General features: G+C 41.9%; 11 protein-coding genes. 9 read left to right on the forward strand and 2 right to left on the reverse strand.

Annotated features, from left to right (window positions below):
• Positions 1–39 precede the first annotated feature (39 nt).
• The gene (gene purE / locus DW173_RS14310; protein ID WP_004296231.1) at positions 40–549 is read left to right on the forward strand and encodes a 5-(carboxyamino)imidazole ribonucleotide mutase; all 510 of its coding nucleotides are present in this window, start codon (positions 40–42) and stop codon (positions 547–549) included.
• A gap of 139 nt (positions 550–688) precedes the next feature.
• Positions 689–2,533 carry a 4-hydroxy-3-methylbut-2-en-1-yl diphosphate synthase gene (locus DW173_RS14315; RefSeq protein ID WP_004316580.1) on the forward strand — a complete coding sequence of 615 codons (1,845 nt, stop codon included), beginning with the start codon at positions 689–691 and terminating at the stop codon, positions 2,531–2,533.
• A 72-nt stretch (positions 2,534–2,605) separates the two neighbouring features.
• On the opposite strand, the gene DW173_RS14320 is transcribed toward DW173_RS14315, so the two are convergent.
• Entirely contained in the window at positions 2,606–3,928 is a 1,323-nt protein-coding gene (locus DW173_RS14320) for an ATP-binding protein (protein ID WP_120144598.1), read from the reverse strand.
• Between the two features lie 999 nt (positions 3,929–4,927).
• Between DW173_RS14320 and DW173_RS24335 the strand changes: the two genes are divergently transcribed.
• From DW173_RS24335 to DW173_RS14350, 6 genes are all read left to right on the forward strand, one after another.
• Positions 4,928–5,059 carry a hypothetical protein gene (locus tag DW173_RS24335; RefSeq protein ID WP_008026195.1) on the forward strand — a complete coding sequence of 44 codons (132 nt, stop codon included), beginning with the start codon at positions 4,928–4,930 and terminating at the stop codon, positions 5,057–5,059.
• A 123-nt stretch (positions 5,060–5,182) separates the two neighbouring features.
• Complete coding sequence (locus DW173_RS14330; protein ID WP_008026196.1) at positions 5,183–7,129, forward strand: heavy metal translocating P-type ATPase; 1,947 nt, start codon at positions 5,183–5,185, stop codon at positions 7,127–7,129.
• 7 nt (positions 7,130–7,136) lie between these two features.
• Complete coding sequence (locus tag DW173_RS14335; protein WP_120144599.1) at positions 7,137–7,559, forward strand: Fur family transcriptional regulator; 423 nt, start codon at positions 7,137–7,139, stop codon at positions 7,557–7,559.
• A gap of 254 nt (positions 7,560–7,813) precedes the next feature.
• Positions 7,814–9,058, forward strand: coding sequence for a hypothetical protein (locus DW173_RS14340; RefSeq protein WP_120144600.1), 1,245 nt, complete (start codon positions 7,814–7,816; stop codon positions 9,056–9,058).
• 103 nt (positions 9,059–9,161) lie between these two features.
• On the forward strand, positions 9,162–11,228 hold the full coding sequence (locus DW173_RS14345; protein ID WP_147402052.1) for a TonB-dependent receptor plug domain-containing protein: 2,067 nt from the start codon (positions 9,162–9,164) through the stop codon (positions 11,226–11,228).
• 2 nt (positions 11,229–11,230) lie between these two features.
• Entirely contained in the window at positions 11,231–12,109 is an 879-nt protein-coding gene (locus DW173_RS14350) for a DUF4249 family protein (RefSeq protein ID WP_120144602.1), read from the forward strand.
• Positions 12,110–12,212: 103 nt separating this feature from the next.
• Here DW173_RS14350 and DW173_RS14355 read toward each other — a convergent pair whose 3' ends face one another.
• Positions 12,213–13,214: a malate dehydrogenase gene (locus tag DW173_RS14355; protein ID WP_008644979.1), complete on the reverse strand. Its 1,002-nt coding sequence runs from the start codon at positions 13,212–13,214 to the stop codon at positions 12,213–12,215.
• Positions 13,215–13,401: 187 nt separating this feature from the next.
• On the opposite strand from DW173_RS14355, the gene DW173_RS14360 reads away from it, so the two are divergent.
• Complete coding sequence (locus DW173_RS14360; protein ID WP_120144603.1) at positions 13,402–14,241, forward strand: S1 RNA-binding domain-containing protein; 840 nt, start codon at positions 13,402–13,404, stop codon at positions 14,239–14,241.
• Positions 14,242–14,301: the final 60 nt, after the last annotated feature.

The raw sequence follows: 14,301 nt of genomic DNA on the forward strand, positions 1-14,301 counted from the left end.
TTAAATTGTAAATAGTAAATCGTAAAATAGTAAATCAAAATGACTCCAATTGTAAGTATTATCATGGGTAGCACGTCCGACCTTCCTGTTATGGAGAAGGCTGCGCAATTGCTGAATGATATGCATGTACCGTTCGAAATGAACGCGCTTTCTGCTCACCGCACGCCTGAAGCTGTGGAAGAGTTTGCAAAGAATGCCCGCAACCGTGGCATTAAAGTTATTATCGCCGCTGCCGGAATGGCTGCCGCCCTTCCCGGTGTAATTGCAGCCAACACTACACTGCCGGTGATCGGAGTACCCGTAAAAGGTTCTGTGCTCGATGGTGTAGACGCACTTTATTCTATCATCCAGATGCCTCCGGGCATTCCTGTGGCAACGGTTGCTATAAACGGAGCGATGAATGCCGCTATCCTTGCCATTCAGATGTTGGCATTGAGTGACGAGAAATTGGCAGAAGCTTTTGCTGCTTACAAAGAAGGACTGAAAAAGAAAATCGTAAAAGCAAACGAAGAACTGAAAGAAGTTAAGTTTGAATATAAAACAAACTAATGTGATTTACGATTTGACAATTTACGATTGACGATTGAAATATCTTCGTAAATCGTATGTTGTCTTTGTACATGGTATCTTGTCTTTCACATTGTGCATAAAGTATTTTTAATCGTAAATCGTAAAATCATAAATCAAAATGGTTGATCTATTCAATTATTTTCGAAGAGAAACCACAGAAGTAAATATTGGGGCTGTGCCGTTGGGCGGCCCCAATTCTATTCGTGTCCAGTCGATGACCAATACGTCTACGCAGGACACGCAGGCTTGTGTGGAACAGGCGAAACGTATTGTTGACGCAGGTGGCGAGTATGTCCGCCTCACAACGCAGGGTATTAAGGAAGCGGAGAATCTGATGAATATCAATATCGGACTGCGCAGTCAGGGATATATGGTTCCATTGGTTGCCGATGTGCATTTCAATCCGAAAGTGGCAGATGTAGCTGCTCAATATGCGGAAAAGGTGCGCATCAATCCGGGAAACTATGTAGATGCTGCGCGTACTTTTAAGAAACTGGAATATACAGACGAGGAGTATGCGCAGGAAATACAGAAAATCCATGACCGGTTTGTCCCGTTCCTGAATATCTGTAAGGAGAATCACACTGCGATCCGGATCGGTGTGAATCATGGTTCTTTGTCCGACCGCATCATGTCACGCTATGGTGATACTCCCGAAGGAATGGTGGAATCCTGTATGGAATTCCTTCGTATCTGTGTAGCGGAGAACTTCACAGATGTGGTGATTTCTATCAAAGCCTCCAATACAGTGGTAATGGTGAAAACCGTTCGTCTGTTGGTGGACGTCATGGAAAAAGAGGGGATGACTTTCCCGCTACACCTCGGAGTGACAGAAGCCGGAGACGGAGAGGACGGGCGTATCAAGTCTGCTCTCGGCATCGGCGCATTGTTGAGCGACGGGTTGGGCGATACCATCCGCGTATCTTTGAGTGAAGCGCCCGAAGCTGAAATTCCGGTGGCCCGTAAATTGGTGGATTATGTTCTGTTGAGGCAGGATCATCCTTATATTCCGGGATTGGAGGCGCCTGAATTCAACTATCTGTCTCCTGAACGCCGGAAGACAAAAGCGGTCCGTAATATCGGAGGCGAACATGTGCCCGTAGTCATTGCCGACCGCATGGACGGAAAGACGGAAGTAAATCCGCAATTCACTCCGGACTATATTTATGCCGGAAGAGCCTTGCCCGAACAACGGGAAGAAGGCGTGGAATATATTCTTGATGCGGACGTATGGCAAGGAGAGGCCGGAACCTGGCCTGCTTTCAATCATGCGCAATTACCGTTGATGGGTGAATGTGATGCAGCGCTTAAATTCCTGTTTATACCCTATATGGCCCAAACAGATGAAGTGATAGCCTGTCTGAAGTACCATCCGGAAGTGGTAATCATCTCTCAAAGCAACCATCCGAACCGTTTGGGTGAGCACCGTGCATTGGTGCATCAGCTAATGACGGAAGGTTTGCAGAATCCGGTTGTCTTCTTCCAGCATTATGCGGAAGATGATGCGGAGAATTTGCAGATAAAATCCGCAGCCGATATGGGAGCCTTGATTTTTGACGGTCTTTGCGATGGTATCTTCCTGTTCAATCAGGGCAGTTTGAGCCATGCCGTTGTCGACGCCACTGCTTTCGGAATCTTGCAGGCCGGACGTACCCGTACCTCTAAGACAGAATACATATCCTGTCCCGGTTGCGGCCGTACGCTTTACGACTTGGAGAAAACAATCGCCCGTATCAAGGCAGCCACTTCACATTTGAAAGGCTTGAAGATCGGCATTATGGGCTGTATCGTGAATGGTCCCGGTGAGATGGCGGATGCTGATTACGGTTATGTAGGTGCCGGACGGGGTAAAATCAGTCTTTATAAAGGCAAGGTCTGTGTAGAAAAGAATATTCCTGAAGAAGAGGCGGTAGAACGACTCCTGGAGTTTATCCGAACAGATCGGGAAGAGAACCAACAATGATAATTGGGCACGGAATACAGGTGATGGGAGACTGATCTCATAGAAAACCTGTCATCCGTGCCTAACTATGTACTACATATCTTCCAATGACAAACACATTGTTTCAATAGTATAACGAGGCAATAGCTTTTTCTTCAAATGTTCAACTTTCTGTTCCAGCAACTCTGGCTTAAAGTTTTTACGTTGGCGTTTTACTTCAGCAACTACTGCTTTGTTTTTTTCAAGACCGAGTGCAACAATATCTATTTCGTTTTGATTCCCTTTGGCTTCCCACCATGACCCGATGGCACGGAATTGATAACTTTCTGCGAATTTCTGTTTGAAGTAAAGTTCTAATATCTTTCCGCTGTAGGTTGGATAATCAGCTTCTATGATATTACGCAGCCCTACAAAGTTTTTAATTTCTATCAATGAACGGTTACGATCGAAGTAATTGAACCAAAACCTAATAAAATTATCACATATTTCATATCGGACAGTTGTTGAGCTCTCTTTAGCTAAAATGGGACGTTGGCGTATGATAATATTATAATCGTCTATCAGACGTTTCAGGTAGCCACCTGCGCTTTTTTCTCCTAGTGCTGCCTCAATTTCTGCTTGTGTATTTCTGCCTCCGGCAATTGCACTTAAAATAGAAAAGTAGGTTCCGTAATTTTTTCCAAATTCTTCTATCAACAAATTTTTTCCTTCTTCGGTAAAGGGAGAATTATCGCGAGCCATAAAATGGATCATGCTTTCCACGTGAAGCGTATGGTTGTCGCAAAAAAGTTCCACGTATTTAGGCACCCCGCCAGTAAAAGTATAAAGTGCTAAAAGATCATCATTCGAATGTGTCGGGGCATATTCATGCATGATTTCTTTTAGAACAGAGAGACTAAAGGCTGACAGCTTGATTATGTTATCAGCTCTTCCGAAGAGTGGCTCTTTGTTGTCTTGGAAAATTTTTTGCATAAGGGAATAGATGGAACCACTGACAATCAAATTCATGTGTGAGGACTTCCGATATTGGTCCCAAATATTTTGCATATCGCTGAATATGGATTCATTAATAGTATAGAATTCCTGAAATTCATCAATAACCAGGTTGAAAGTCCGTTGTGTCGAAAGCTGCATTAGGTATTGGAATAAGTTTCGGAAACTTCGGATTTCTGTCGGAACAAAGATTTGTAGGGCTTGTGCGATAAGTGGGATGAATTCTTCGCACAAGGTTGCTTCATTTTTGCGCCCTATAAATAAGTAGACAGTGGGAGTTTGTTCAACGGCTTTCATGATGAGGCTTGTCTTCCCAATTCTACGGCGACCAGTAACGACTGTCATTCTTGAACTTTCCTCAAATGCCAATTGCTGAATTCGTTTTAGCTCTTTTAGTTCTTCTTCTCTATTATAAAACCTCATAGTCAGTGAATTATATTAGTAACTGTGGTTACTGTAACCACGGTTACAAAGATATTTATTCTTAGGGGAACGGCAAACTTTTTCTTTCTTTTTATAAATTCTTTACCCTTCCCAATTAAAAATTTTATGATCGTTTCTATTGATTTATACCAATTTTATTGTCAAACTGTCAGGGTGATATTCAAGTATATGAATATCAATACTATATCACCTGACAATAGATGCTGATAATAGGCTGACAATAAAATATATCTACTTTTACTGTCAGCCTTATTTTTATCTCTTATGATCCTTTTATGACTTGATAAATAATAGCTTTAGAAGCATGTTCTGAAGTAACGTCGCATTTTAGTAACAGCCTCCCAAAGTGATATCTACCTATATAGTTCCATTAACGTGCCTATGTAGTTGCCCTAGAGTGCCAGTATAGTTCTACTAAAGTACCGCTATCTTTACTTTGTCACGGCCGTGGTGACTTCTTCCCACAGCCGTGACGAGTTCCTACCACGGCTGTGGAAAGATCTCGTCACAGCCGTGGAGAGTTAACAATACTGATGCTTTAATGGAACAATACCTACTTGTTAAGTGAAAGATACCGGCTATATAACATTCATTTAATAGGGGGATTCATTTTAAAAAGCTGCTTTCTATGTGGATGGTATGGTTACTGCAGGCGATGATGTCCTTCAGGTGCTTATAAAATGGAACAGGCTGACAATAAAAGTTCTGATTTTTTATTGTCAGCCTATTGTCATGGCTTATTGTCAGCATGTAAACCGGTGATAATCATTATACTATCGGGAAAAAACTTTGGTTGACAATAAGAATCATCAAATTTATATGTAATCTTCTTCTGTCCTGTCAAAGTTCGTCCTGTAAAGGATAAGTAGCAGTTGACAACTAAAGAAAATAGTAGCTACAGTTGGAAAGAAAAAGAAGTCTTGCTTAATATATTAAGTATGTTTTTGCTATATTTGTGCAATATAAAGAGCATATTTTATGGAAAAACGAATAATAAAGGCAATTATAGCCGAGCGTCAGCAAGAAATTAGTAAGATTCAGCTGGTTGAAAGACCGATATCATTACTTGGGATGAAGAAAGGACAATTTCAGGGAATGAGTTGGATATAGAAGTCGTGCCGGTTTGGAAATGGCTGTTGCGATATTGCTGACATTGAAAGGTGCTAAAACCGATTTTGCAACTTTGTTGCATAAATCATTTGCTACCTTTGCATCAACTAAATGATGAATGTTATGGGACATTGTAGTTGTGGCGCTCACTCATGCGCAGCAGAAAAAAAGGTTGATGCAAAGGTTTCGGTATTCCATGAATATGGGAAAGTGATATTCTCTCTCCTGCTGCTGGCAGGTGGAATAATCATGAATGCTCTTGATTTAGCATTCTTCCGTGAAGGATATGTTTCTTTGATATGGTATATCGTAGCCTATCTTCCGGTAGGAATTCCGGTGATGAAAGAAGCCTGGGAAAGCATCAGGGGAAAAGACTATTTCAGTGAGTTCACCCTAATGGTTATTGCTACTTTGGGAGCTTTCTATATTGGCGAATATCCGGAAGGCGTAGCCGTGATGCTATTTTATACAGTAGGAGAACTGTTTCAGGGTAAAGCGGTAGATAAAGCCAAACGTAATATCGGAGCCTTATTAGACGTAAGACCCGAAAAAGCACTGGTACTTAGAGAGGGTAATCTTGTTACTGAAAGTCCTAAAAAGATAAAAGTCGGTGAAATCATAGAAATAAAGGCAGGTGAGCGAGTGCCATTGGATGGAATCATGCAGAATGAAGTTGCCGCCTTTAATACAGCTGCATTAACGGGCGAAAGCGTGCCTCGTAATATTCGGAAAGGGGAGGAAGTGCTTGCCGGAATGATTGTAACCGACAAGGTAATCCGACTTGAAGTGACGAGACCTTTTGACAAGAGCGCACTCGCCCGAATATTGGAACTTGTTCAGAATGCCGCCGAACGCAAAGCCCCGGCAGAATTGTTTATTCGCAAGTTTGCCCGTGTTTACACACCGATTGTTATCATACTGGCCGTATTAATTGTATTATCTCCATTTGTCTATTCACTTATCAATCCTGCATTTGTATTCACATTTAATGATTGGTTATACAGAGCTTTGGTCTTTTTGGTGATTTCATGTCCATGCGCATTGGTGGTTAGTATTCCATTAGGCTATTTTGGTGGTATCGGAGCGGCATCCCGATTGGGTATTTTATTCAAAGGCGGTAATTATCTGGATGCTATCACCAAAATCAATACGGTGGTATTCGATAAAACAGGAACCCTGACAAAAGGAACCTTTGATGTGCAGGCTTGTAAAAGTGCAGGCGATATTTCGGAAGAAGAATTAGTGAAACTGATTGCTTCGGTAGAAAGTGATAGCACACATCCGATTGCCAAGGCTGTTGTAAACTACGCAAAAGAACAAAACATAGAACGCGTAACCGTTACCGATACGAAAGAATATGCCGGCTTCGGATTGGAAGCAACGGTAGGCGGAATACCGGTTCTGGTTGGTAATTGCCGGTTACTGTCCAAGTTTGATATATCCTTTCCGCAAGAATTGTTGAAGATAACAGATACCATTGTAGTCTGTGCTGTTGGAAACCGTTATGCCGGTTATCTGTTGTTGGCTGATGCCTTGAAAGAAGATGCAAAGGTAGCTATTGACCGCTTAAAAGCTTTAAATATTGAAAACATACAGATATTATCCGGTGATAAACAGAGTATTGTTACTAACTTTGCGGAGAAGCTCGGCATATCGAAAGCCTATGGCGACTTGCTGCCGGAAGGGAAAGTGAAACACCTGGAAGAATTGCGTCAGGATGAGGCAAACCGGATTGCATTTGTCGGCGATGGAATGAATGACGCACCGGTGCTTGCTTTGAGTCATGTCGGTATTGCTATGGGAGGATTGGGCAGTGATGCAGCCATTGAAACAGCCGATGTCGTGATACAGACAGATCAGCCGTCGAAAGTAGCCGAAGCTATCAAAGTAGGAAAGTTGACACGAAGAATCATTTGGCAGAATGTATCACTGGCATTTGGAGTGAAATTGCTTGTATTGATTTTGGGAGCCGGTGGAATCGCTACTCTTTGGGAAGCTGTCTTCGCAGACGTAGGCGTTGCGTTGCTTGCTATTATGAACGCCGTCAGAATACAGAAAATGATAAAATAGGAGAAAGATGGAAGAAGATATTTATTTGGATAAGCTGGTCAGAAGAGACATTAAGCCAACTGCAATAAGGCTCTTGGTGATAAAAGAGATGATGCAGGCAGAGCGTGCAGTGTCATTGCTTGACCTCGAAACATTGCTCGACACAGTTGATAAATCGACCATATCCCGTACTATTGCTCTCTTCTTGTCTCATCACCTCATACATAGCATAGACGATGGAAGCGGCTCGTTGAAGTATGCCGTTTGCGACAACTCTTGCAATTGTGTGGTACAGGATTTACATTCGCATTTTTATTGTGAGAAATGTCATCGTACATTCTGCCTGGAAGGTACCCATATCCCGGTGATTGATTTGCCTAAAGGATTTACTTTGCATAGCATTAATTATGTCCTTAAAGGGATTTGTCAGGAATGTTCCTCTCCAAAATAAGAAAACTTTTGTGATTATGTAGCGGAAAGCCTAAAGCTATTTATTAATTTGGACACAATAATCACTGTTTTATATGACTTAAGCGCCTAAAATGTCTATTTAGGCGCTTTCTTTATTTTAATCATTTTTTTATTCTATAAAATATTCTCACCTTTGCGAAGTAATTGGGACTGCCGATATTCTATGTGAAAAATACAAATAACGAAGAACGGCAATAAAAATATGCAAACATAACATTTTAAATGCATTGAAATATGACTAGAAAATTGTATTATTTAATTCCTTGCCTGATGATGGCAATGGTAACATTTACGGGGTGTGGTAACGACGATAATGATGGACCGACAGGCGGTGATGTATTATCAGCCGAGAAGAGTAAAGAGAAATTGAGTGAAATCGGACAGAACTTAATCAATCTGGTAAATGCTGACGATCAGAAACAGTTGGCACAAGTAGGGAATTACTTCTCGGAAATCGTAGGCTCTTTGGAAATTCAGGAAAAAGCAAATGTACAGCAGATGGTACATTCTTTAGTAGCTGCTTCACAGGGTAATATGGCTAAAGTGTACGCTATGGCGGCTGTCAACAATGAAATGTATCAGGCTAGTGACTATTATGGCGTTTATACCTATAATGAGAGCAGAGACGAGTGGGAACGCACCAACTCTGATTCTGAACTCGCATTGAAGTTTGGTTATGAGGGTCAAACAGCTGAAATCAAGATTGCAGCTACCGGCAATACAACAGATTTTACTTATGATGGCGTTACAGTGAAAGTTCCGGCTAAACTTACTTCTACTATTAAACTGGGAACAACTACTTTGACTTCTCTTGAGATTGCTACAGCAAACGTAAGCAGCTCTCCAAGAAAAGCAGATATTACAGTAAATATAGATGCAAACGGTTACAAAGTATCTACTTCAGTAAGCGCAACACCTCAAGTTGTGAAAGCCAACTATTCAATCAACATAAAAGGAACAGAAGCCGTAAAAGGTGAAGCTTATCTGAACGGTAGCAACATGACAGCAGACGAAGGCGCAAACGAGAATGTTGGAGATCGTTTTAAAGATGCGCGCATAGAGGCAAATATAATGGGTGAGGCTACTGTGCTTATGCAATGTAGTAGTTACAAGGATTTAGCTCGTGAACTGGAACAAGTGGATGACCAGTATGATAATGCTACTGGAATGTGGGGCCAATCTCATGAAGCTGCACAAGCTGCTGCAAATGTATTTAAGAAGTATCTTAGTGGAAGTCTGACATTCGGAGGAAGCAATGAAGCGTCTGCTACTTTGACATTCCAACCTTATATTGACTATTCATATACAGATTCTCAAGGAGTGAAGCATGAATACTGGTATACAGAGCCTCTGTTACAGTTTGAAGATGAATCTTTGATTAGCTTTGAAGATTATTTTGATGCTGCTTCCGGACCATTCAAATCATTAGCTGACAGCTTCGATGCATTGGTTAGAAGTTTTGAAGGATTCATAGAATAAGCATGGGGTATAGATTAGATAAATGTGAGTAAATTGACGAGGACCGAGGAAGGGAATAATTCTCTTCTTCGGCTTTCTTTTTTATAAGTAAAGTGAGTTGAATGTGATAAGATACATATTGGTACTGTTTGCGGTATTGGGAGATATAGGTGTATATGCCCAAACGGGAACACGTGGCGATGATACGATTCGAACTGATTCTATTTGGAGGATTCAGGAGGTGGAAGTGGTGGCGTCCAAGAAATCTCCTGCGTTGCAGCGTAGTGCAAAAGGTGATTGGAAGCTTGATCCGAATGCGGTAAACTTCATGCCGCGTATGCTGGGAGACAGCGATCCGATCAAGACTTTTCAGTTATTGCCGGGAGTGACTACTGCCGGCGAATTGAATGGGGGACTTTATGTACATGGTAGCGAACCGGGACATAACCTGATATGTATAGATGGTGTGCCTGTGTACAACTCTTCACATCTGCTGGGCTTTTTTTCTATATTCAATAATGATCATTTTTCTTCTTTCTCACTCAATAAGTCTTACCAACCGGCAGACCGCGGCGGAAGATTGGCAGCGGTAGTAGAAATGACTCCTCGTGATTCGGTGGTGCAGCGGGCAAGCGTGTCCGGTAATGTCGGTATATTGGCTTCGAGAATTACCGGTGCAATACCGGTTACTCAAAATAGTGCTATTTATCTATCCGCGAGAGTCACTTATGTAAATCCGATAATCTCCTTGATAGAAGGGGGATTTGAGGATAACACAAGGCTTCGTTACGGTTTTCAGGATTATAACCTTACTTATGTGTGGAAGCCGAACCCTAAAAACAAAATTGTATTGAACGGCTATGTCGGCAATGACTTGTTGAAACTGAAAGAACACCAGTATCAGGTAGACTTCAAAATGCAGTGGCTCAACGCTGTTACTTCTTTGAAATGGGAACGTCAGTGTAGCGAGAAGACGTTGTTGACACAAAGAGTCTATATGACGCATTACCGTACCAATCTGCGGGCAAATCAGAATACGCTGAATATGACGATGCCTTCCCGATTGACGGATTTAGGATATATGGGAAATCTGGACTGGCAGTTGGGGACATGGAAGATGAAGACGGGTGGAAGTTTTATACATCATATACTTCATCCGCAATATCCTGAATCGGTGAATATTTTTGAAGGTATCAATGCCGGAGATCCCGGCAGATACGAAATGGAAGAATTTGCTATGTATGCCGAAGCAGAGAGAAAGTGGGGAAGATTGGCAATGAACATGGGGTTGCGTTATAGTGGCAGTGTACAGGATGGGTATTATAACGGAGGAGCGGAACCCCGTATTCGTCTGGAATATGAATTGCCAAAGAACAGAACATTGAGTCTTTCCTATCAACTGAACAGGCAATATATGAATCAGATAACAGTATCAAGTGCCGGATTGCCCATTGATTTCTGGATGCCTTCGACGAAAGATATATCAGGGCAGAAAGTTCATTCATTAGACGTCTCTTTCTCGCAGCCGCTTCGAAATGGAGAGTATGAATTGTTGGTGGAAGGTTATTATCGGAAATTATCTCATCAAACGATATTCAACGGCGGACTGTTGGATATGTTTAATCAGACGTACCGGATAGAAGACCATGTACTGACAGGGAAAGGACAGAATTATGGGGTAGAACTGATGCTGCGGAAAAGCAGAGGACGCTGGAATGGCTGGATTGGCTATACACTGGCCTGGGCTGATCGACAATTTCCGGAGTTGAGAAAAGGAAATACATTTCCTGCCAAATATGACCGTAGGCATAATTTAAATGCAATGGTTCATTATACGTTGGACGATCATTGGGATTTTGTGATGACATTTGTATATGCTTCGGGTAATGCGGTGACATATCCAAGGGCAATGTATATGATAGGTGAGAATGCGGTTTGTGTATATGATGAGTATAACAGCAGCCGTATGCCGGCTTATCACAGAATGGACTTGTCGGTGAACTACTGGCTGGGACATACCAAAAACAGTTGTATTAATCTGTCACTTTATAATGCTTATATGAGGCATAATCCGGTCTTTGTGCAGGTTGGCGTTAAGCCATCAGAAGATAAATCCGGCTTGCTCATTAAGAAGAAAAATATGTCTCTTTATAGTTTGTTGCCTTCAGTCAGTTATATATTTAAATTTTGAAGATGTTGAAAGCTTTTTTATATAGTTGGATAGTGATGCTGGTTGCAGTTTTTACCTCCTGTGAGCCGGATTGGGATTTTGACAGTGACTATGAATCGGAAGTCGTGGTGGAAGGTGGTATCACGGTAGACGGATTTGCAAAGGTATACCTTTCACAAAGTAAAATCCTGAATAGTACATGGGATAGTATAGCACTTTCCAAACTGCCTGTCATGAGCGCTAAGGTAACCGTTAGTGATGGGAGTCAGACCGAAATTCTGGTAGGAAGAATAGATAAAGGCAGATTGCCTTACTTTGTCTATACCGGTTCACAAATCAGGGGAGAAGTAGGCAAAGTGTATACGCTGACTGTCATGTATCGCGGGAAAGAAATAACAGCGCATACTACCATTCCTGAACCGATTTTACTGGATAGCATACGTTTGCAGCCAACCGAAGGATGTGATACGCTTTATCAGGCTACTGCGTATTTTAATGATCCGGAAGGTGAAGCCAACTATTATAAAATATTCACTCAAGTGGAAGAGAAAGATGAGGACTATTATAACGCGTTTATGGGTACATTTTCTGATGAGATATTAGTGTCTCCTGTCGCAACAGCAGAGATTTACCGGGGATTCCGGCATACGGAACTCAACAAGTATACTCCTTTTTTTACTCCTGGTGAAAAGGTGGGCATTTGTTTCTCACAAATAACGGAAGAGGGTTTCCGCTTTTGGAGTCAATATGAAAATGAAGTAATCAACAGTGGTAATCCTGTGTTTCCCAATACGACTAATCTACCTGGTAATATAGATGGAGGGCTGGGTATTTGGATGGGGTATGGAACTGCCGTTTATCATGTTGAAGTGAAGAATACCTGTTATCATTACAAGCATTGATTCTTTTTTTCATTATCTCTGAACTTGAATAATAAAGGCCGAACCCCGGAACGATAAAAAGATCGTCAGGTTTCGGCCTTCTGCTTTCGCTAATATTGTTTGATTAGTCAATATTGGGATTCAATGCATGCCAGTCCTTGATGGCTGGGATGATCCCCATTTCAATCACTTCGTCACGAAGTTTACATAAGTGTTCGTAGCTCTTTTCTAATTCTTCCTGTTCGGCAGGAGTTCCGGCTATTTCTTTATAAGTAACGCCGTCTTTAGTAATCGAAGTTTCCATCGCCATCATGATATGGTCGAATTTGCCATTGGAAACATACGTTCCGGCAGGCCAGCGGAATGGCTGTCCGCCCATAGCAGCAGCAATCATTTCGATAGACAGATAAGCCGGGCTTTGGAAAGAAGAACGACCGCGCAGGTCGATGATATGTTTTCCACCCTGGATGACACGTACTTTCAGTGCTTCCCATTCCGTCAACGGAAGACGGGTTGTACCGATGAAATCGGTCAGGGGTTCTCCTTTTATTTTGGTGGTAGATGCAAATACAGCCATTTGTTCTCCATGACCGCCATACGTACGGCAATTCTGAATGTCGGAAGCGGGGATATGGAAGTATTTCACCAGTTCGTTTTGCAGGCGGGTGCTATCCAACGCAGCCAATGTAGAAACTTGTGAAGGTTTCAAACCTGAATACAATAAAGTAATCAAGCCGGTGATGTCTGCAGGATTAAAGATGACAACGATATGTTTTACGTTCGGGCAATATTGACGAACGTCTTTTCCGAATTGAGCGGCAATCTCTGCATTTCCTTTCAACAGATCTTCGCGGGTCATACCTGCCTTACGGGCTGCTCCACCGGAAGAAACAATATAAGAAGCTCCGGTCAGCGCTTCTTTGATGTCGGAAGTATAGGTAAGGTTGACACCTTCAAAACCGCAATGATACAGTTCTTCAGCTACTCCTTCCAAAGCTGGTGCGAATGGATCATAGAGACAAATATTCGGAGTGAGTTTCATCATCATGGCTGTTTGTGCCATGTTGGAGCCGATCATTCCGGCAGCTCCCACAATCGTAAGTTTCTCGTTGGTTAGAAATTCCATAATTTTATATGTTTAAAAAGGTGAATAATTTACTATTTCTTTTTGTCGCTACAAAGTTAACATATTAGAAAGCAAATTGTTCATTGCAAATAGTTTTGCCCGATAACGAAAAGTTATAGCTGACTGATTGAGGGATCTATTCAAAATAGATTATCTTTGCTGCTTATATAATATAATAGATAAGAATATGAGCATCGAATTAGGAAAGTTCAACCAGCTTGAAGTCGTGAAGGAAGTCGATTTCGGCGTATATCTCGATGGTGGGGAAGAAGGTGAGATTTTGTTGCCTACCCGCTATGTGCCCGAGGATTGTAAGATAGGAGATTTTTTGAATGTGTTTCTTTACCTGGATATGGATGAGAGGCTGATTGCTACGACACTAACCCCGTTAGTGCAGGTCGGACAGTTTGCTTGTCTGGAAGTCTCCTGGGTAAATCAATACGGAGCTTTCCTGAACTGGGGATTGATGAAAGACCTGTTTGTTCCGTTCCGTGAGCAGAAGATGAAAATGCAGGTTGGACGGAAATACGTGGTTCATGCACATGTGGATGAAGAGAGTTACCGTATTGTAGCTTCAGCAAAAGTGGAACGTTATCTGTCGAAAGAAAAGCCGGAATATACTCCGGGAGCAGAGGTGAATATTCTTATCTGGCAGAAGACGGACTTAGGCTTTAAGGCAATTATAGATGATATGTATAGCGGTTTATTGTATGAAAATGAAATATTCTGTCCGTTGGAGACAGGGATGGAAATGAAAGCTTTTGTGAAACAGGTGCGTGAAGATGGTAAGGTCGATTTGATTCTTCAGAAACCCGGTTTTGAAAAGATTGACGATTTTTCGAAAACGCTGTTAGACTATATCAAAGAGCACGGGGGACGAATCAACTTAAATGATAAAAGTCCTGCGGAAGATATCTACGACACGTTTGGTGTCAGCAAGAAAACCTTTAAGAAAGGAGTGGGCGACTTGTATAAGAAACGTCTGATTACCTTGCACGAGGATGGCATTGTTTTGGTGGATTCCTAAACAGAATAGGGATTTCCCTACATACGAATAGAGAGAATCATTGGGGTGGGGAGTTTCCTC

Source organism: Bacteroides sp. AM16-13 (assembly GCF_003602705.1).
Classification (GTDB): Bacteria; Bacteroidota; Bacteroidia; order Bacteroidales; family Bacteroidaceae; genus Bacteroides; species Bacteroides xylanisolvens.